Raw genomic sequence first — 19,436 nt, 5'->3', positions numbered from 1 at the left:
CCATGCGATCCGCACCGACCTCATCCGATCCGCTGATCACTGCGTCGGCGCTGCGCCGCCGGATGGACGCGCTCGACCCCGTGGCCGATCACGAGGAGCTCACGCACCTGAGTCTGGAGGTCAAGTACGGCGACGGCCTGTTCGTGCACGCGGCGTACACGGTCGCCTTCGCGCGCCAGGTCGCACTCCCGTCCATCGCGCGCATCGTCTACCGCAAGGGCACCGGCGACATGATGAAGGACGTCCGCCGCCGCAACGACGACACGCTCGTCTTCTTCGGCGAGATGCTCCGCAACGGTCACAGCTCCCCCGCCGGGATCGCCGCCATCGATCGCATGGAATCGATCCACTCCCACTTCGGGATCCGCGATGACGACAAGCTCTACACGCTCGCCTCGCTCGCCCTCGAGCCCGACCGGATCGCCGACGAGCTCGGCCTGCACCTGTTCACCGGCGACGAGCGCCTGGCCCGCTTCCTGTTCTGGCGCGGCGTCGGCCTCCGGATGGGCCTGGACGTGCCGGAGAGCCGCACCGAGTTCCTCGAGTGGGCGCAGGCCTACGAGTGCCGGTACGCCTACACCGAGGGCGGCCGCGCCCTGGTGAACCAGCTCTCCGCGGACTGGCGCGAGCGCTGGTTCCCCGGGCGTGCGGCACGCTACGCCGACCCCGTCCTGTTCAGCATCTACGGCGAGCACCTCTGCGCGACCCACCGTCTCGACGCGCCGTCGCCGCGGATGCGCGCCCTCACCGCCCGCGCGATGCGGACCTACGCCGGCTCGACCGCCGCCCGGCCGCACCGCCTCCAGCGCTCCTGGGTCGACCACTTCGGCGGCGCGCACGGCGAACCGCTCGACATCGCCGACTACGGCTACCGCTCCCATGCGAGAGTGCGTGCATGACCCACGAAGACACCGGTGTCCGCGTCACCGTCGACGGCGCCGTCGCCACCCTCACCCTCGACCGACCCGAGATCCGCAACGCGCAGGACCCCGTCCTGTGGGCCGCGATGGCCGAGGCGATCCGTTCCTTCGGCGACGACGTCCGCGTGGTCGTCGTGCGCGGCGCGGGCGGCACCTTCTCCGCCGGGCTGAACCTGCGCCTGCTCGACCCGGCGCGCACCGGCGAGCCCGGCAACCTGGTGGACGTCGTCGCCCTCTCCGACGAGGGCGCCCGGCACGCGATCGGCGTCTTCCAGGAGCCCTTCGCACTCCTCGCCGACGGTCCCTTCCTCACGATCGCCGTCGTGGAGGGCCACGCCATCGGCGCGGGCTTCCAGCTGGCACTCGCCTGCGACCTGCGCCTCGCCGCCGACACCGCGCGGTTCTGCATGAAGGAGCCGGCGCTCGGCCTGGTGCCCGACCTGGCCGGGACGAAGCCGCTGGTCGAGGCCGTGGGGTACGCGCGGGCCCTGGAGATCTGCGCGACCGCGCGCACCGTCGAGGCCGACGAGGCCCTGGCCCTCGGCCTCGTCCAGCAGTGCGTGCCCGCGGCGGAGGTCGACGACGCCCTCGCCGCGCTCGTCGGCGCGCTCACGGCGCACGACGCCGTCGCCGTGCGGGAGACCCGGGAGCTGCTGCGGGCGGCGCCCGGGCGCACCGCGCGCGAGCAGCGGCTGGCGGAGCGGACCGCGCAGGTGCCGCTCCTGCGGCGCGCGGTGCAACGGCTGGGCTAAGCCAGGTCGCGGAAGCCCACGGTGTGCCGGAACTCGCCGCGCGGCAGGCACGCGGAGCCGACCTGCGCGCGGGCCTGTTCGATGACGGGCGTGACCGGGTCCAGCACCGAGAGGTACTGACGGTGCTCGGCGAGCGATTCGACGGCGCGCTCGGTGAACCCCGTGACGTCGACGATGTACGCGGGCTCCGGCGCCGTCTGGTACGCAGTGACCCCCGCCACCGCGGCGGCCTCGGCGACCGCGCGAGTGAACTCCATGTGGTCGCTCTGGTTCGGGGCGCCGGGCGCCCACTCGGGCCCGCCCCACAGCGTGAGCACGATGTCGGGCTCGTACCGGGCGATGGACTTGCGGATCGACTCCCGCAGTTCCGGCGTGTTGGTCACCTGCGAGTCCGGGTAGCCCCAGAACCTGACCTCGTCGACGCCGACGACAGCGGCGGACCGTCGTTGCTCCTCCTCGCGGACCGGTCCTGCGGTGCCGGGCGTCATGCCCTCGATGCCGGCCTCGCCGGACGTCGCGAGGCCGTAGGCCACCGTCTTGCCCTGGGAGGTCCAGCGGGCGACGGCCGCCGCCATCCCGTACTCGGGGTCGTCCGGGTGCGCCACCAGGACGAGCGCCGTGGTCCAGTCCTCGGGGAAGATCTGCGGCTCGCTCACGGACTCCACGCTAGAGGCAGGGGCCGGTCAGCGCAGCAACTCGACCGACACGCCGTCCGCGAAGCGGTAGGGCTGCGCCGCGATCACCCCCGACAGCACCCGGCGCAGGCGCGAGATCTCCGCCCGCACGGTGACCACCCGGCCGGGATCGCCGAACAGCGCCTCGGCCAGCTGCGCGGCGGAACGCCCGGCGCCGTCGGCGAGGAGTGCGAGGATCTGCGCGTGCCGGGGCGAGGGCTGGTAGCGCCACGATCCGCCGCCACCCGCGACCGCGACCTCCGGCGCCCGGCCGGGCCGCAGGTCCAGGGTCACGCGGGTCACGACGTCCGGACCGTCGCCCGGGTCGGGCTGCAGCAGCCAGCCGCCGGGCAGCGGGTCGACGGTGCACACCCCGAGCTCGGGGAGCCGGACCGACGGGCCGGTGAGGTCGGCGGGCAGCGCGATCCGCGAGCGCGGCGGCAGGTCGCCGACGGCGGCCACCCAGCCGTTGACGTCGACGGCGAGGCCCGGGCGGCCCAGGCCCGCGAGCATGGGTGCGGCCACGGACCGCAGGCGCTCGAGCCCGGCGAGGTGCACCTCGCGCAGCCGGGACTCGGCGAGCTTGGCGACGGTGGAGACCAGCGCCAGGGTCGTCGGGTGCACCGTCGCGGCCGGACCGGAGACGTCGACCACGCCCAGGATGTGGCCGGTATGCACGTCGCGGATCGGCGCTCCGGCGCAGGTCCAGGCGTGGTGGCTGCGGGCGAAGTGCTCGGCGGAGAAGATCTGCACCGGCGTGCGGGACGCGATCGCGGTGCCGATGGCGTTGGTCCCCACCTGATCCTCGGCCCAGCCCGCGCCCTCGACGAAGCCGAGCCGATCCGCGTGCGAGAGGACCCGCGTCGATCCGGAGCGCCACAGCACACGGCCGAACCGGTCGGCGACCACGAGGATGTTGTCGCCGTCGGCGGTGAGCGGCGCGAGGCCCGCGGTGAGCTCCTCGAGGACGGGGCCGAGCCCGGACTCCTGACGGCTCAGCTCGACGTCCATCCAGCCGAGCGCCGGCCCCGCGTCGGCGTCGGGCGCGAGCCCCGCGGCGCGCACCCGCTCCCAGGAGTCGCCGATCACGCCGCGCGGCCTGGCGGGTGGGCGCGAGCCGCTCATGGTCGCGTCGTAGACCTCGGACAGCAGGCGCGCGTAACGGCGTGGATCCTCGCCCGCCGACATCGCCGGTTCTGTCACGCTCGTCCCCCTCCGCACGGTGTCAGCGGTAGACCAGGCCGCCGTCGATGAGCACGGCCTGCCCCGTCATGTAGTCGGAATCGGGAGAGGCCAGGTGGGAGACGAACGCGGCGACGTCCTCCGGCGTCTGCGCCCGGCCGAGCGCGATGCCGCCGACGAACTGGTCGTACGTCGCGCCCACCTCGGCGCCGGTCAGGTCGGCGAAGCGGCGGTCGATCTCGACCCACATGTCGGTGCCCACCACCCCGGGGCAGTACGCGTTGACGGTGATGCCGTGCGTCGCGTACTCCTTCGCGGCGGCCTGCGTGAACCCGCGGACCGCGAACTTGGTGGCGCTGTAGGCGCCGAGCATGGCGAAGCCCTCGTGCCCGGCGATGGAGGCGGCGTTGACGATCTTGCCGCGCACCCCGCGCTCGATGAACGACGCCGCGGCGGCCTGGATGCCCCAGAGCACGCCGTCCACGTTCACCGAGAACAGCCGCCGTAGCTCCTCCGGCGTGACGTCCGCGACCGGCCCGACGAGTGCCACGCCGGCGTTGTTCACCATCACGTCGAGCCCGCCCAACGCCTCGACGGTCGCGGCGACGACGCCGAAGACCGCATCGCGGTCGGCGACGTCCGCGGTGAGCGCGACGGCGCGGCGGCCCGTCGCCCGGATCTCCTCCGCGACGGCCTCGACGCCGTCGGCGGTGAGGTCCACCAGGGCCAGGTCGAGGCCGTCCGCGGCGAGGCGCCGCGCGATGCCCGCGCCGATCCCTCGTCCCGCTCCCGTCACCAGTGCGATGCGCGCCATCGTGTGTCCCTTCGTCGACGTGGTCCGACTCCGGTCTATGTGACCCGGGACACATGCGGCAAAGGTTGCGTGGGGTTGCGGCCTTGCGGCGGGCTCAGCGCAGTGTCTCGAGCACCACCGCGTCGGCGAAGCGGTAGGGCTGGGCGGCGATCAGCCCGGACAGCACCCGGCGCAGCCGCGAGATCTCCGCGCGCACGGTCACCACGCGCGCGGGGTCGCCGAACAGCGACGCCGCGACCTGCGCGGCGGTGTGCCCGCGGCCGTCGGCGAGCAGCTCGAGGATTTGGGCGTGCCGCGGCGTCAGCTGATGCCGCCACTCCCCCGTCGCCCCGGCTACCGTGACCGACGGGGCCTTCCCGGCCCGCAGGTCGAGCGTCACCCGGGTGGCGCCGTCGCGGGGCTCGTCGGCGACGGGCCGTAGCAGCCACCCGCCGGGCAGCGGCTCGACGGTGCACTGCCCCAGCTCCGGCAGCCACAGGTGCGCCGAGTCCACGGCGTTCGGCAGGGTGACCCGGGTGCAGGGCGCGAGCTGACCGACTGCGGCGACCCAGCCGTGCGAGTCGACCACGAGGCCCGGGCCGGCGAGCCCCGCGAGGATCGGCGCCGCGACGGTGCGCAGCTGGTCGAGCCCGGCCAGGTGGGCCTCGCGCAGCGTCGCCTCGGCGAGGCCGGCGACGGCCGCGACCAGCGCGAGCGTCGTGGGATGCACCGTCGACGCCGGTCCACTGACATCGACGACGCCGAGGAGCCGGCCGGTGCGACGGTCGCGGATCGGTGCCGCCGAGCAGGTCCAGGGGTGCTGGTTGCGGGCGAAGTGCTCGGCCGAGAAGGTCTGCACGGCGGCGCGCGAGGCCAGCGCGGTGCCGATGGCGTTGGTGCCCACGTCGCTCTCCGACCACGCGGCCCCCTCGACGAAACCGAGTCGGTCGGCCTCGCGGAGCACACGCGTCGAGCCGCTGCGCCACAACAGCCGACCGTCGGCGTCGGAGACGACCATGATGCTCGACCCGGCGTCGGTGATCGGGGCGAGGCCCGTGGTGAAGTCGTCGATGAGGCCCGCGAGCCCGGATTCCCGACGCAGCCGGGACAGGTCGGCGGAGTGGATCGCGGGGCCCGCGCCGGAATCGGGCCGCAGGCCTGCGGCGATGACGCGTTCCCAGGAGTCGCCGATCACCTCCCGCGGGCGCGCGGGTGGCCGCTCCCCGGCCATCGTCGCGTCGTACACCTCGGCCAGCAGGCGCGCGTAGGTCCGGGGGTCCTCTCCGTGCGCCACCGCCGGCTCCACTGCGTGTGCCACCCCTCGATTCTGCATCGCCGCCCGTCGCGGCAGGGGCGATCGCCCAGAACCGTGCAACGGGACGCAACCCTTGTAACCCCCGTCACATCGGGCGTGTGATGCACACCACAGCAGCACACAGAACGTGAAGGAGTAGGACATGACCGCGATCGCGGAATCGGCGCCTGACGTCGCCACCGGCCCCCAGGAGCGGGTCGACGCCTGGCTCGCGAAGTTCGAGGCGGCTCTGGCCGCGCGCGACGTCGCCGCGGCGGCGGACCTCTTCGAGCCCGGCGGCTTCTGGCGCGACCTGGTGTCGTTCACCTGGAACCTGCACACCAGCGAGGGCCGCGACCAGATCGCGGCGATGCTCACCGAGCGCCTGGACGGGACGGCACCCAGCGCCTTCGCGACCACCGACCCGGCGTCGGGCGACGAGGTGGCCGAGGCGTTCATCGGCTTCGAGACCGGCGTCGGCCGCGGCAAGGGCCACGTGCGCATCCGGCAGGGCGAGGACGGCGTCGACCGGGCGTGGACGCTCCTGACGACGCTCCGGGAGCTCAAGGGACACGAGGAGTCGTTCGGCACCAACCGGCCCATGGGCGCGGTGCACGGCGCGCACAATGCCGCTCCGACGTGGGCCGAGCGCCGCGAGCAGGAGGAGGCCGAGCTCGGCCGGTCGATCCAGCCCGACACCCTCGTCATCGGCGGCGGCCAGGGCGGCATCGCGCTCGGCGCCCGCCTGCGGCAGCTGGGCGTGCCGGCGCTCGTCGTCGACAAGTACGACCGGCCGGGTGACCAGTGGCGCGGCCGGTACAAGTCGCTCTGCCTGCACGATCCGGTCTGGTACGACCACCTGCCGTACCTGCCCTTCCCGGCCAACTGGCCCGTCTTCGCCCCGAAGGACAAGATCGGCGACTGGCTCGAGATGTACACGCGCGTCATGGAGGTGCCGTACTGGTCGCGCACCGAGGCGCTGTCCGCGTCGTACGACGAGGCGAAGGGCGAGTGGACCGTCGAGGTGAACAAGGACGGCGAGCGCCTGACCCTGCACCCCAAGCAACTGGTGCTCGCGACGGGTATGTCCGGCAAGCCGAACATCCCGGCGTTCGAGGGGATGGACGTCTTCCAGGGCGAGCAGCACCACTCGTCGAAGCACCCGGGACCGGACGCCTACGCGGGCAAGAAGGTCGTGGTGATCGGCGCCAACAACTCGGCGCTCGACATCAGCAAGGCGCTCATCGAGGCCGGTGCCGAGGTGACCATGGTGCAGCGCAGCTCCACCCACATCATCAAGTCCGAGTCACTCATGGAGCACGGCCTCGGCGACCTGTACAGCGAGCGCGCCCTGGCCAACGGCGTGACCACCGACAAGGCCGACATGATCTTCGCCTCGCTGCCGTACAAGATCATGAACGAGTTCCAGAAGCCGATCTACGACAAGGTCCGCGAGATCGATGCCGACTTCTACCGGGGCCTTGAGGACGCGGGCTACGAACTCGACTTCGGCGACGACGACTCGGGCCTGTTCATGAAGTACCTGCGCCGCGGCTCGGGTTACTACATCGACGTCGGCGCCGCCGGTCTCATCATCGACGGCTCGATCAAGCTGGCCAAGGGCGGCGTCGACCACCTGACGGAGAACAGCGTGGTCCTGAAGGACGGGACCGAGCTTCCCGCCGACCTGGTCGTGTACGCGACCGGCTACGGCTCGATGAACGGCTGGGCCGCCGACCTGATGGGCCAGGAGACCGCCGACACGCTGGGCAAGTGCTGGGGCCTCGGCTCCGCGACCACCAAGGACCCCGGCCCCTGGGAGGGCGAGCAGCGCAACATGTGGAAGCCGACGCAGGTGCCCGGCCTGTGGATGATGGGCGGCAACCTGCACCAGTCGCGGCACTACTCGCTGTACCTGGCACTGCAGCTCAAGGCCCGCTACGAGGGCATCGACACCCCCGTCTACCAGCTGGCCGAGGTGCATCACACCAGCTAGGCGGCCCCACCGACTCCGGCCCCGGCGGCAGCACGCGATGCGCCGCCGGGGCCGGCTCCACGTCCGGGGTCGACGGTGCGGTCAGCGCGCGTAGGCCGCGAGGAAGACGTCGACGCCGGCGGCGACGATGCGCTCCTCCTCGGCGGGCTCGACGGTGCGCCCCGTGCCGCTCACGCCGCCGACCGCGCCGGCCGTGAGGTTGATCAGGTGCACCGCCGCGAGCTCGCCGTCGTCGATGCGCAGATGTCCGTCCCGGTCGAGCGCAACGAGCAGCTCGCCGATCGCGGCCCGGACCCGGTCCGGGCCGGCGGCGCGCCATCCGGCGAGGACGTCGGGCGCGATGTGGTCGACGTCGGCGTTGATCTGGCCGACCATCCGGAAGTGGTCGCGACTGTCGGGGTCGCGCACCGACCAGGCGCGGCCGAAGGCGATGAGATCCGCGCGCAGGTCCACGATCCGGCCGAGGTACTTCTCGGCGACGGCGATCTGCCTCTCCGCGACGCGGGTCGCGCTGTCCAGCACGACGGCGCGGAACAGGTCCTCCTTGTTGCCGTACTGGTTGTAGATGGTCCGCGTCGAGACGCCGCCCTCGGCCGCGAGGCTCTGGATGCTCGCGCGGCTGAAGCCGTCGGCGGCGAACACCCGCACCGCGCCGCGCAGCAGATCCTGTCGCTTGTCCTCACGCATGACCACACCCTTCCATAGGTACAATCACCATTGTATCTAGTGCAATGATCGTTGTACATTGGGTTATGGACACCACACCGCACACCGAGCTTCCCCGCATCGCCGTCATCATCGGGTCCACCCGCCCCGGGCGCCGCACCGATCAGGTCGCCGCGTGGGTGCACCGCGCCGCGACCGAACACCTGCGGGGCCGGGCCGTCGTCGCCACCGTCGACCTGGCCGACCAGGACCTGCCGCTGCTCGACGAGCCCCTCCCCGCCGCCGTCGGCGGGTACCGGCACCCGCACACCCGCCGCTGGGCGGAGGTGATCGGATCGTTCGACGGCTTCGTCTTCGTGGTCCCCGAGTACAACCACTCCGCGCCCGCGGCCGTGAAGAACGCGATCGACTACCTCTTCGCCGAGTGGAACGACAAGACGGCCGGTTTCGTGAGCTTCGGGATCCACGGCGGCGTCCGCGCCGTCGAGCACCTCCGCCTCGTCCTCGCCGAGACGAAGACGGCCTGCGTCCGGACCACGGTGGCCCTCAACCTGTTCACCGACTTCGACCTGCCCGACGTCCGGCAGGAGGGCGCTTTCGCCCCCGCCGCGTTCCACGAGCCGGCGCTGCACCGGATGTTCGACGAGGTGCTCGCCTGGTCGGAGGCGCTGCGCCCCCTGCGCGCGGCGCGGGCGTCATGACCGCCACCGCGGCGCGCACCGGCGACCGGATCGACGGCCGCACCTGGCGGCTGTGCAGCGTGATCGCCGCAGGCGCCTTCGCCAGCGGGCTCGACGCGACCATCGTCAACGTGGGCCTCGCCTCCATCGGCGACGCCCTGGGCGCGCCGCTGTCGCTCACCCAATGGGTCGCCAGCGCCTACCTGCTCGCCCTCGCCGTCTCGCTGCCGCTGGCGGCGCGGCTCGGGAACCGGTGGGGCGTGCGGCGCCTGTGTCTGGCCGCCCTGGCCGGGTTCACCCTCGCCTCCGTCCTGTGCGCGGCGGCGCCGACCGTGGAGACGCTCATCGCAGCCCGGGTGGTCCAGGGCCTCGCCGGCGGTGTCCTCATCCCGACGGGCCAGACGATCCTCGGCCTGGCCGTGGGGCCGGAGCGGCTGGGCCGGGTCATGGGCACCCTGGGACTCGCCGTCGCGGCGGCGCTCGCGGCCGGCGGCCTGATCGGCGGCCACGTCCTCGCCGCCGCGCCCTGGCCGTGGCTCTTCCTCATCAACGTGCCGATCGGCATCGCCGCCGGGCTCCTCGGTCACCGGCTGATCCCACGTTTCCCCACGGCACCGCCGGTGCCGCTACACCGGACCGGGCTCGTGCTGATCACCCTCGGACTGCCGGCCCTGGTCTTCGCCGCGACCCGCTGGGGCGAGACGGGCCGCCCCACGGCCGACGTGCTGGTGATCGGCGCCGCCGCGACCCTCGCGCTGGGATGGTTCGGCGCCGCCAGCCTGCGCACCGACCATCCCCTACTCGACCTGCGCCTGTTCACCGCCCCGGGCTTCCGCGCGAGCGCCCTCGGGGCCTTCTTCGCCGGCACGCTGATCTTCGGCAGCGGGATCCTGTTCGCACTCTACTTCCAGCTCGGGCGCGGGCAGAGCCCGCTCGACGCGGGCACCAGCCTGCTCGGCCTCGCGGGAGCGACCTGCGTGATCTCCCCGTTCACCGGCCGGTGGGTCGACCGGTTCGGCCCCGCGCCGGTGGTCCTCGTCGGGTCGGTCCTCGCGACGGCCGCCGTCGCACCGTTCTCGATGCTGCCGGCGGACGCGCCGACCTGGCTGGTCCAGGCGCTGCTCGTCGCGTTCGGCGCCTCGATCAGCCTCGTCGCGACGCCCGTGACGGTGGCCGCCTACCGCGCGGTGACCGCGGACCAGCTCCCCGGCGCGATCACGCAGGTCAACATCCTGCAGCGGATCGGTGGCTCGCTGGGCGGCGCCCTGTGCGCCGTGCTCGTCGCCTCCGCCCCGGGCGGCCCGCCGTCCGGATTCCACCTCGCCGCGATCCCGCTGGTGGGCAGCGCGATCGGGTGCGGCGTCGCCGGGCTGCTCCTGTACCGCCGGCGCGGGTCAGCGCAGGACGGCGCCCACGAGCTCTGACGCCTTCGCCACCGCGGCGTCGCGCGCCGCGGAGGCCTCGTCCTCGGTCAGCGTGCGGTCGCCCGCGCGGAAGCGCAGCGAGAAGGCCATCGACTTGCGGCCCTCGCCCACCTGCGCGCCGGCGAAGACGTCGAACAGCGAGATGGCCTCCAGGAGCTCCCCGGCACCGTCGGCCAGCGCGGCCTTGACCGCCTCCGCGGGGACCTCGGCGTCGACGACGACGGCGACGTCCTGCAGCACCGCCGGGAACGGCGAGATGACGGGCGCGGGCAGGTTCTCGGCCAGCGGGATCGCGTCGAGGTCCAGTTCGACGGCGCAGGTGCGCGCCGGCAGGCCCGCGCGCTCCAGCACCGCGGGATGCAGCTCGCCCGCGTGCCCGACGACCGCCTCGCCGACGAGGACCTCGGCGCACCGTCCGGGATGGAACGGCGCGAACTGCGCGGACCGCAGCGTCAGCTCCACGTTGCTCGCGCGGCCGATCTCGCGGACCGCCTCGAAGGCGTCCGCGGCGTCGGCGGCCCGGCCCGGCCCGGACGGCCCGGCGAGGACCCGCTGGCCGGTGAAGACGAGCGCGATGTGCTCGGGTTGGCTCGGCAGCGAGGCGTCGAGCTCGGCGACCTGCTCGGCGGTGGGACGGCGGTCGACGGGGATCGGGTCGACGGCGACCGTCTTCTCCGACGGCAGCACCACCTGGGCGATCGTGTACAGCGCGAGGTCGCGCTGCCCGCGGGAGACGTTGCGCGCCAGGATCTCCAGCAGACCCGGCAACAGCGTGGTGGCGAGCGACGGCCGGTCCGACTCGAGCGGGTTGAGCACCTTCGTGGTGTTCCGGCGCGGGTCGTCCGCCTCCAGCCCCCAGGTGTCGAAGACCCCGGCGGGCAGGAACGGGCTGGTGAGGACCTCGACGTGGCCGGTGTGCGCGAGCGAGCGACTCACGGTGCGGCGGCGACGCTGCCGGGCGCTGAGCCCCCGGCCGCCGGGCGCGGCGGGCAGCACGGGCGGGATCTGCTCCAGCCCCTCGAGCCGCAGCACCTCCTCGACCAGGTCGGCGACCATGTTCAGGTCCGGCCGCCACGTCGGCGGGGTCACCGTCAGGCTGCTCTCGCCCTCGACCTCGCAGCCGATCTGGGTGAGGCGGCGCACCGTCGTGCCCGGGGCGTAGGTGATTCCCGCGACGCGGTCCGGACGGTCCGCGGCGATGGTCACCTGCGGGCGCTCGGAGTAGCCGCCGAGGTCGGTGAGCTCTCCCACGACGGTGCCGCCGGCGATCTCAGTGAGCAGGCGGGCCGCCTCGCGGACCGTCCACACGGAGATCGCGGGATCGACGGTGCGCTCGTAGCGCTTGGCCGCGTCCGAACTGAGCTTGTGCCGCTTGCCCGTGCGGAACACCTTGACGGGGTTCCAGATGGCGCCCTCGAGGATCACGTTGACGGTGTCGTCGCCCACCTCGGTGGTGGCGCCGCCCATGACGCCGGCGAGCGAGACGGGCCCGGAGTCGTCGACGATGACCGCGTCCTCGGGATCGAGCTTCCGCTCGACGTGGTCGAGGGTCTCGAGGGTCTCGCCCGGGCGCGACGCGCGCACGACGAGGCCGCCGCGCACCTTGTCGGCGTCGAAGGCGTGCAGCGGCTGGCCGCTGAGCAGCATGAGGTAGTTGGTCACGTCCACCGCAGCGCTGATCGGGCGCACGCCGGAGGTGAGCAGGCGGCGCTGCAGCCACCACGGGCTGACGGCCTTCGGGTCGATGCCCTCGACGCGCAGCGCGGTGAAGCGGGTGCAGCCCGACTCGGGCTCGACGGTGACGTCCACGCCGCCGGCGCCGCTCCCTGCCTTGTCCGACGGGGTGGTGATGTCGGTGAAGGGCAGGTCGTAGCCGCAGGCCAGCTCGCGGGCCAGGCCGCGCACCGAGAAGGCGTAGCCGCGGTCGGGCGTCACGTTGAGCTCGATCACGGTGTCGTCCATGCCGAGCACCTGCTTGGCGTCGTCGCCGGGCTCCGCGGTACCGGCGGGCAGCACGAGAATGCCCGAGTGGTCGGTGCCGAGGCCGAGCTCGGAGACCGAGCAGATCATGCCGTCGGAGGTGTGGTCGTACGTCTGGCGCGTGGCGATCGCGAAGCCGCCGGGCAGCACGGCGCCGGGCAGCGCCGCGACGATGAGATCACCCTCGGCGAAGTTGCGGGCGCCGCAGACGATGTCGCGCGGCTCGGCCTCGCCGACGTCGACCTGGCAGAACCGGATCGGCTTGCGGAAGTTCGTGAGCTCCTCGATCGCCACGACGCGGCCGATCTTCAGCGGGCCGGTCACGGTGTCGAGCGAGTCGAGCTCCTCGACCTCGAAGCCGACGCGGACGAACCCCGCGTCCAGCTCGTCGGCGGTGACGCCCCAGTCCGGGGTGTCGCGGCGGAGGATCTCGGTGAGCCATGACTGTGCAACGCGCACGGTGGAAGTCCTTCTCCTGGTGTGGCTGTGGAAGCGGTGGGCGGCGCTAGCCGCGGACGCCGAAGGGCAGGGTGAAGCGGACGTCGCCCTCGACGATGTCGCGCATGTCCGAGAGGCCGGTGCGGAACTGGAGGGTGCGCTCGAGGCCCATGCCGAAGGCGAAGCCCGAGTACTCCTCGGGGTCGATGCCGCAGGCGCGCAGCACGTTCGGGTTGACCATGCCGCAGCCGCCCCACTCGATCCAGCCGGCGCCGCCCTTCTTGTTCGGGAACCACACGTCGACCTCGGCCGACGGCTCCGTGAAGGGGAAGTAGTTCGGCCGCATGCGGGTGGTGGTCTCGGGGCCGAACATCGCCTTGGCGAAGGCCTCGAGAGTGCCGCGCAGGTGCGCCATCGTCAGGCCCTTGTCGACCGCGAGGCCCTCGACCTGGCTGAACACCGGAGTGTGGGTGGCGTCCAACTCGTCGGTGCGGAAGGTACGGCCGGGGCAGGCCACGTAGATCGGCACGTCGCGCGTGAGCATCGAGCGCACCTGTACCGGGGAGGTGTGGGTGCGCAGCACCTGCCGCGAGCCCTCGGGCGCGACGTAGAAGGTGTCCTGCATCGAGCGCGCCGGGTGGTCCGGGAGGAAGTTGAGCGCGTCGAAGTTGAAGTGCTCGGTCTCGACCTCGGGCCCCTCGGCGATCTCCCAGCCGATGCCCACGAAGAAGTCGGCCACCTCATCGGCGATGATGCTGACGGGGTGACGGGCGCCCTGCGGCGCGCGCGCCGACGGCAGCGTGACGTCGATCGACTCGGAGACGAGCACCGCGGCGTCGCGCTCGGCGTCGAGGACCGCCTTGCGCTGCTCATACGCGGCGCGGGCCCGGCCCTGCGCGACGTTGACCCGCTTGCCGGCGTCCTTGCGCTCCTCCTTGGGGATGGAGCCGAGGGCGCGCTTGCTCAGCGCGAGCGGCGACTTCTCCCCGAGGTGGGCCAGCCGGGCCGCGTTCAGGGCCTCGAGGTCGGACGCGGCGTCGAACGCCCGCGCGGCCTCCGCGGCGAACGCGTCGAGCGCGGCTTCGCTGAGGTCGTCAACAGGGGCGATCTGGTCTTCCGACACTGCTCTGGGCTCCTCGGTGAGGGTGGGACGGTACCCGACCAGACTAGTCGACGGGATTCCGCGGACGGAATCGCATTACCGCTGGTACGCGCCCACCAGCTCGGTCAGCGCCCGACGGTGCGCGGCACGGCGGCCCGCGACGACGGCGCGGTCGACAACCATTCCCCAGGCCGTCGCGACGGCCTCGACGGCGCGACCGGGCACACCGGCGGCGCGCGCCATACAGAAACACCCGATCGTCGTCGCGACGACGGCCTCACCCTCGGCTGCGACGTCGACGCCGTCCCCGAGGTCACCCACGTCCCGCGCGGCGGCGAACTGCGCCGCGAAGACCTCGCTCCACTCGTCGACGGGTCGCGACCACGGCGCCAGTTCGGGATGGGGGCGGTCGACGACAACGCCGAAGGCAGCACGGAACCGCACGTCGTCGACGGTGGCCGCGAGCGCCTGCAGCGTGATCTCGGCCGCGTGCAGGACCGGCATCCCCGGGATCGTCGGCGACGCGAGGATCGGCGCGAACTGCTCCTCGACCAGGGCGCCCACGAGCGCCGCCTTGGAGGGGAAATGGTGGTACATCGCCCCCTTAGTGACGCCGGCGCGCGCGAGGACGTCGGCGAGCGAGGCCCCGTCGTAACCGCGGGCGTCCACGATCTCCGCCACAGCGTCGAGGAGCGCCTCCCGCGTCCGTGCGGCCCGTTCCTGCATGGCTCCCCCTCTTGACAGTGCGCACCCACTCCGTGAAACATACCAACCGGTCTGATTCTTTGGAGGTGGAATGTCCCGCACCGCAGTTCTCCTACTCGCGGCGGCCATCGTCTGCGAGGTCGCGGCCACCCTCGCGCTCCGCGCGACGGACGGCTACAAGAATCTCTGGCCACTCGCCGCCGTGGTCCCCGGCTACCTCGGCGCCTTCGCCTTCCTCGGGCTGTCGCTGCGCGAGATCTCGGTCGGCGTCGCGTACGCGGTCTGGTCCGCGGCGGGCACCGTTCTCGTCACTGCCGCCGCCGCACTCCTGTTCGGCGATCGGGTCTCCGCGACCACGATCGCCGGAATAGCCGTGACGGTGGTCGGTGTCGCGATCATCAACCTGTCGACGGCAGCCGAATGAGGGGCGCAAAGGCGCTCCTGCTCCTCGTCGACGTCGCCCTCACTGCCTACTGGGCGGCGATCATCGCCGGCGCGATCCCTGAGCAATGGCGGTTTCGCGATTACACGAACCCCGTGGTCCAGGCGTGGAACTGGTCGTTCCTCCCGCTCGACGCGCTCGCCGTCGGATTCGGCACAGCGGGCCTGCGGCTCGTCCGCACCCGACCCGAGACCGGCCGGATCGTGCTCACCATCGGTTGCGCTCTGACCTTCTGCGCGGGCCTGATGGCGATCTCGTTCTGGGCGTTCGCGGGTGACGTCGACCTCGCCTGGTGGGGGCCGAACATCGGCCTGATGGTGGTGGCGGTGATCGTCGTCGCCGACCTCGCCCGGACTCCTTCCGAGGTCAGCGAGCGCGCTCGGCGAGCCACGCCCTGACCACTGTCTTCGGGGCGCAGGCGCACCACGCGTCCTCGATCACCTCGGCCAGCTCATCCCGGCTGATCTCCCCGAGGCGGGACGCCCTGATCAGGACGGCGTTGTAACCGTCGAAGTGGGGCGTGGTGAAGAACGGCCCGTCGGCCTGGACCAGCGCGAGCTTGTCGGACTCGTCGGGCGTGCGGATCAGGATCACGTCGTCGAGCCGGACGCCGTCGGCGTCGACCGCGTCGGGCCGCGGCGACCGGTTGCCGCAGAACACCTTCTTGCTCACCTGCCACGCCGGGCGGCCTCCCCACGCCGCGACCTCCACGACGCGCGGCAGGGCGAGCGCGATCGCGGCCACGTCCTCGATTCGCGCCGCTCGCCTCACGATCCCGACGGTACGCGCGGAGCCGGCGGTGGGCGAGCGCCCGGTGCCGACATGCGGTGTGATGAGCGCATGACCGACGTGAACCGCCTGCTGACCGTGATCGCCGACGAGATCGTGCCGCTGACCCGCGCCGGCGTCGCGGCGGGGAACAAACTGTTCGGTGCGGCGATCCTCCGCAAGAGCGACCTGAGCACCGTGGTCGCGGCGACCAACGACGAGACGTCGAACCCGCTCTGGCACGGCGAGATCCACGCGATCAAGCAGTTCTACGAGCTCGACGACCGCCCTGCGCCGGCCGGCTGCGTCTTCCTCGCCACGCACGAACCGTGCTCGCTGTGCCTGTCGGGCATCGCCTGGTCCGGCTTCGACAACTTCTCCTACCTGTTCAGCCACAGCGACTCCGAACGGTCCTTCGCGATCCCGCACGACATCCGGATCCTGACCGAGGTCTATGCCGTCCCCGACCCCGACCGCACGGCACCGGCGCCCGGCCGTGACCTGTACAACCGGAGCAATGCGTTCTTCCGCGCGACCGACCTCATGCCGCTCGCGCGAGCAGCGTGCCCCGACCGGCTGGAGGACCTGATCGCTGCCTACGACGAGCTGTCCCGGACGTACCAGGCGAGCAAGAACGCGGACGGCACGGCGTCGGGCAACATCGCGCTCGCATGATGCAACACCGTCGTCACATCGAGGCAATCGATCAGCGGATCGGGCTGCCTACCGTCGGGCCATGGCGATCACGACGACGGACGGCGGCACGCCGCACACGCGACCCGAGGACGAGTACCTGGGCGTCGGGAAGACTCTCGGCTACGGGGTCCAGCACATCCTCGCGATGTTCGGCGGTGTCATCGCCGTCCCGCTGATCGTGGGCGGCGCGGCGGGCCTGGACACCGCGCAGAAGGCGCTCCTCGTCGCGAGCGGGCTGTTCGTCAGCGGCCTGGCGACGATGCTGCAGACGCTCGCCGTGCCGTTCTTCGGCAGCAGGCTGCCGTTGGTGCAGGGCACCAGCTTCGCGACCGTCTCGACCATCCTCACGATCCTCGCCGGCGACCCCGAAAACGGGCTCCGTGTCGTCTTCGGATCGTTGCTCGTCGCGGCGGCGATCGGTCTGGCCATCACCCCGTTCTTCGCGCGCGTGATCCGCTTCTTCCCACCCGTCGTGACCGGGTCGATCATCACGGTGATCGGCCTGTCGCTCATGCCGGTCGCGGCGGGATGGATCACGGGGCAGCCGACGATCACCGTCGACGGGCAGAAGGTCGCCAATCCGGATTTCGCGGCGCTCCCGAGCATCGGGCTCGCGATGTTCACGTTCCTCGCCGTCGTCCTGCTCAGCAAGGTGCGTGTGTTCTCCCGGCTGTCGGTACTGCTGGGGCTGGTGGTCGGCACCGTCGTCGCCCTGATCTTCGGCCGCGCCGACGTCGGCGCCGTGGGATCCGCGTCGGTGTTCTCCCTCCCCCACCCCTTCGCCTTCGGCGGGCCCATGTTCGAGATCGGCGCGATCGTCTCGCTCACCGTGGTCATCCTGGTGACGATGGTCGAGACCACCGCGGACATCCTGGCGGTCGGCGAGGTCGTGGGCACCAAGGTCGACGCGCGGCGGGTCGCGGACGGGCTGCGGGCCGACATGGCGTCCTCGCTGCTGGCGCCGGTGTTCAACTCCTTCCCCGCGACCGCGTTCGCGCAGAACGTCGGGCTGGTCGCCCTGACCGGAATCAAGAGCAGGTTCGCCGTGGCCGCCGGCGGCGCGATCCTCCTACTCCTCGGGCTGTCGCCGATGGCGGCGGCCGCGTTCAGCGTGATCCCCGGGCCGGTCCTCGGAGGCGCCGGGATCGTCTTGTTCGGCACGGTCGCGGCCAGCGGGATCCGCACCCTCGCGAAGGTCGACTACCAGGGCAACAACAACCTGCTCATCGTCGCGGCGGCGATCGCCTTCGGGCTCATCCCCGTCGTCTCGACCGACTTCTGGCACGCGTTCCCCGCCTGGTTCGTGGTGATCTTCCATTCCGGCATCAGCGCGGCGGCGATCGTGGCGGTGCTGCTCAACCTGCTGTTCAACGTCCTCCTCCCGGGGGCGCCCGCACAGCCGTCGATCGTGGCGGCGGGCCCCGCGGTCGGGGTCCCCGACGAAGTCGAGCGCACCGGTCAGGTGTCGGACGGTGCCGTCGCGGCACCGTCGGCCACGCAGGAGCAGGGCACGCGCGCGTCCGCCTGAGCCGCCCCGGCGGCGGCCCTCGTCGGGCGGCGGAAGACCAGCGCGCTCGCGACGGCGAAGAACACCGCCGCGACACCCCCGTACAGGGTGAAGCGGACCAGCCCGTCGGTGGGAGAGGGGGCCGCGCTGAAGAGCACGCCCATCACTGCGATGTTCACGGCCAGTGAGACCATCCGGGCGCTCATGTCCAGCCCCGAGGCCATGCCCGCGCGGTCGGCGCTCACCGACCCCGTGGTCGTGTTCGTGACCGGCGTGTTCGTCAGTCCGAGACCGATGCCCGCCACCACGAAGCCGGCCAGGAGCACCGCGGGCGCATCTACGACGGCCCCACCGGCGCACAGCAGGAACAGCCCGGCGCCGATCGTCGCGAGCCCCGCCGGAATCGTGCGCGGCGCGCCGTACCGGACGGCGAGACGTTCGGCAATCGGCGGCAGCAGCAACGTCGGGAGGGTGTACCCCAGCAGGAGCAGGCCGGCCCCGGCGACCGAATACCCGCGCCCCGCCTGCAGATAGGCCGGCAGGTAGACGATCGCGGGCCAGAACGCGAAGTTCATCCCGGCCGAACCGAGGAGCGCCCCGGAGAAGTCGCGGTGGCCGAAGATCGCGAAGTCCACCATCGGGTGCGTGCTCCTCCGCTCGACGGCGACGAACACGGCGGCGGCGATCGCGCAGAGACCGAAGGCCGTGAGGGCGGACTCGCTCGTGAGCCCGCCGGAGACCCCCTCGGTGACGCCGAAGGCGCAGGCCGCGACTGCCACGCTCAGACTGATCACGCCGGGCACGTCGACCCGCGCGGAGCCGGTGTCCCGCGACTCGCGGACCGCCGCCAGGATCAACACCACGGTGACCACACCGACCGGAACGTTCACCAGGAACACCCACTGCCAGCTGAACGCCGACGAGATCAGGCCGCCCAGGATGGGCCCGAAACCGAGGCCCGCGCCGAAAACGACGCCCCAGACCCCGAAGGCGACGGTGCGCGGGCGCCCAGCGGGGAAGGCATGCGCCAGGACCGCCACGAGGGTCGTCAGCATCGCGCCGCCGCCGACACCCTGCAGGACGCGCGCGGCGATCAGCGGCCCCGGCGCGGTGACGAGGCCGCACAACAGCGTCGCAGCGGTGAACAGCACGGTCGCGGCGACGAAGGCGCGGCGCCGCCCGAACCTGTCGGCGAGCGATCCCGTGGCCATCAGCACGCTCGCGACGGCGACGGTGTATCCGTCGGCGATCCATTGCTGCGCAACGGCATCGGCGCCGATACTCGCCTCCAGAGTGGGGAGGATCACGGGGACGCTCGAGATCTCGAAACCGCTCATCATGGCGGCGAGGCAGACCGCGGCAAGGGTGGCCGTCGAGCGACGGTCGAATTCTCCGAATGCAGGCACGCTACGACGAT

19 protein-coding genes are annotated in these 19,436 nt (G+C 72.4%); 9 read left to right on the top strand and 10 right to left on the bottom strand.

The window, feature by feature from the left end:
• The first annotated feature begins 2 nt into the window (after positions 1 to 2).
• Positions 3 to 899, top strand: coding sequence for a DUF2236 domain-containing protein (locus ACM9LD_RS12010; protein ID WP_415676875.1), 897 nt, complete (start codon positions 3 to 5; stop codon positions 897 to 899).
• Positions 896 to 1,672 (top strand): enoyl-CoA hydratase/isomerase family protein, encoded by a 777-nt coding sequence (locus tag ACM9LD_RS12005; protein ID WP_415676874.1) that lies wholly within the window; start codon positions 896 to 898, stop codon positions 1,670 to 1,672. Before ACM9LD_RS12010 ends, ACM9LD_RS12005 begins: the two co-directional genes overlap by 4 nt.
• Here ACM9LD_RS12005 and ACM9LD_RS12000 read toward each other — a convergent pair.
• From ACM9LD_RS12000 to ACM9LD_RS11985, 4 genes are all read right to left on the bottom strand, one after another.
• Positions 1,669 to 2,328 carry a PIG-L deacetylase family protein gene (locus tag ACM9LD_RS12000; protein ID WP_415676873.1) on the bottom strand — a complete coding sequence of 220 codons (660 nt, stop codon included), beginning with the start codon at positions 2,326 to 2,328 and terminating at the stop codon, positions 1,669 to 1,671. The two genes, ACM9LD_RS12005 and ACM9LD_RS12000, sit on opposite strands and share 4 nt — an antisense overlap.
• Before the next feature lie 27 nt (positions 2,329 to 2,355).
• On the bottom strand, positions 2,356 to 3,534 hold the full coding sequence (locus ACM9LD_RS11995) for a GAF domain-containing protein (RefSeq protein ID WP_415676903.1): 1,179 nt from the start codon (positions 3,532 to 3,534) through the stop codon (positions 2,356 to 2,358).
• Positions 3,535 to 3,571: 37 nt separating this feature from the next.
• A complete protein-coding gene (locus tag ACM9LD_RS11990) occupies positions 3,572 to 4,342 on the bottom strand; it encodes an acetoin reductase (protein WP_415676872.1) in 771 nt (256 codons plus the stop codon).
• 94 nt (positions 4,343 to 4,436) lie between these two features.
• A complete protein-coding gene (locus tag ACM9LD_RS11985; protein ID WP_415676871.1) occupies positions 4,437 to 5,639 on the bottom strand; it encodes a GAF domain-containing protein in 1,203 nt (400 codons plus the stop codon).
• Between the two features lie 139 nt (positions 5,640 to 5,778).
• On the opposite strand from ACM9LD_RS11985, the gene ACM9LD_RS11980 reads away from it, so the two are divergent.
• Positions 5,779 to 7,611, top strand: coding sequence for a flavin-containing monooxygenase (locus ACM9LD_RS11980; RefSeq protein WP_415676870.1), 1,833 nt, complete (start codon positions 5,779 to 5,781; stop codon positions 7,609 to 7,611).
• A gap of 81 nt (positions 7,612 to 7,692) precedes the next feature.
• Here ACM9LD_RS11980 and ACM9LD_RS11975 read toward each other — a convergent pair whose 3' ends face one another.
• Positions 7,693 to 8,298 (bottom strand): TetR/AcrR family transcriptional regulator, encoded by a 606-nt coding sequence (locus ACM9LD_RS11975; RefSeq protein WP_415676869.1) that lies wholly within the window; start codon positions 8,296 to 8,298, stop codon positions 7,693 to 7,695.
• A gap of 65 nt (positions 8,299 to 8,363) precedes the next feature.
• On the opposite strand from ACM9LD_RS11975, the gene ACM9LD_RS11970 reads away from it, so the two are divergent.
• Positions 8,364 to 8,978, top strand: coding sequence for an NADPH-dependent FMN reductase (locus tag ACM9LD_RS11970; RefSeq protein WP_415676868.1), 615 nt, complete (start codon positions 8,364 to 8,366; stop codon positions 8,976 to 8,978).
• Positions 8,975 to 10,381, top strand: coding sequence for a DHA2 family efflux MFS transporter permease subunit (locus tag ACM9LD_RS11965; protein ID WP_415676867.1), 1,407 nt, complete (start codon positions 8,975 to 8,977; stop codon positions 10,379 to 10,381). The genes ACM9LD_RS11970 and ACM9LD_RS11965 overlap by 4 nt, the downstream gene beginning before the upstream one ends.
• Here the strand turns inward: ACM9LD_RS11965 and pheT are convergent.
• The 3 genes from pheT to ACM9LD_RS11950 all read right to left on the bottom strand — a co-directional run bounded on the left by pheT (position 10,352) and on the right by ACM9LD_RS11950 (position 14,627).
• Entirely contained in the window at positions 10,352 to 12,820 is a 2,469-nt protein-coding gene (pheT, locus tag ACM9LD_RS11960) for a phenylalanine--tRNA ligase subunit beta (RefSeq protein WP_415676866.1), read from the bottom strand. The genes ACM9LD_RS11965 and pheT overlap by 30 nt on opposite strands.
• A gap of 46 nt (positions 12,821 to 12,866) precedes the next feature.
• Complete coding sequence (gene pheS, locus ACM9LD_RS11955) at positions 12,867 to 13,922, bottom strand: phenylalanine--tRNA ligase subunit alpha (RefSeq protein WP_415676865.1); 1,056 nt, start codon at positions 13,920 to 13,922, stop codon at positions 12,867 to 12,869.
• 75 nt (positions 13,923 to 13,997) lie between these two features.
• Positions 13,998 to 14,627 (bottom strand): TetR family transcriptional regulator, encoded by a 630-nt coding sequence (locus tag ACM9LD_RS11950; RefSeq protein WP_415676864.1) that lies wholly within the window; start codon positions 14,625 to 14,627, stop codon positions 13,998 to 14,000.
• A 70-nt stretch (positions 14,628 to 14,697) separates the two neighbouring features.
• Here ACM9LD_RS11950 and ACM9LD_RS11945 point away from each other — a divergent pair, with 70 nt between their 5' ends.
• Together ACM9LD_RS11945 and ACM9LD_RS11940 are read left to right on the top strand one after the other, a co-directional pair.
• Positions 14,698 to 15,030: a DMT family transporter gene (locus tag ACM9LD_RS11945; protein WP_415676863.1), complete on the top strand. Its 333-nt coding sequence runs from the start codon at positions 14,698 to 14,700 to the stop codon at positions 15,028 to 15,030.
• Positions 15,027 to 15,446 carry a DUF5360 family protein gene (locus ACM9LD_RS11940; RefSeq protein ID WP_415676862.1) on the top strand — a complete coding sequence of 140 codons (420 nt, stop codon included), beginning with the start codon at positions 15,027 to 15,029 and terminating at the stop codon, positions 15,444 to 15,446. The genes ACM9LD_RS11945 and ACM9LD_RS11940 overlap by 4 nt, the downstream gene beginning before the upstream one ends.
• Here ACM9LD_RS11940 and ACM9LD_RS11935 read toward each other — a convergent pair.
• Positions 15,415 to 15,819, bottom strand: coding sequence for an MmcQ/YjbR family DNA-binding protein (locus ACM9LD_RS11935; protein WP_415676861.1), 405 nt, complete (start codon positions 15,817 to 15,819; stop codon positions 15,415 to 15,417). The genes ACM9LD_RS11940 and ACM9LD_RS11935 overlap by 32 nt on opposite strands.
• A 69-nt stretch (positions 15,820 to 15,888) precedes the next feature.
• Between ACM9LD_RS11935 and ACM9LD_RS11930 the strand changes: the two genes are divergently transcribed.
• Positions 15,889 to 16,491 (top strand): nucleoside deaminase, encoded by a 603-nt coding sequence (locus tag ACM9LD_RS11930; protein WP_415676860.1) that lies wholly within the window; start codon positions 15,889 to 15,891, stop codon positions 16,489 to 16,491.
• A gap of 61 nt (positions 16,492 to 16,552) precedes the next feature.
• The gene (locus ACM9LD_RS11925; protein WP_415676859.1) at positions 16,553 to 18,040 is read left to right on the top strand and encodes a nucleobase:cation symporter-2 family protein; all 1,488 of its coding nucleotides are present in this window, start codon (positions 16,553 to 16,555) and stop codon (positions 18,038 to 18,040) included.
• Here the strand turns inward: ACM9LD_RS11925 and ACM9LD_RS11920 are convergent.
• On the bottom strand, positions 17,971 to 19,425 hold the full coding sequence (locus ACM9LD_RS11920; RefSeq protein WP_415676858.1) for an MFS transporter: 1,455 nt from the start codon (positions 19,423 to 19,425) through the stop codon (positions 17,971 to 17,973). The genes ACM9LD_RS11925 and ACM9LD_RS11920 overlap by 70 nt on opposite strands.
• Positions 19,426 to 19,436: the final 11 nt, after the last annotated feature.

The organism is Tsukamurella hominis (assembly GCF_965137015.1).
Lineage (GTDB): Bacteria > Actinomycetota > Actinomycetes > Mycobacteriales > Mycobacteriaceae > Tsukamurella > Tsukamurella hominis.
Note: the sequence above shows the minus strand (reverse complement) of the source record. Positions and strands in the feature narration are given on the sequence as shown.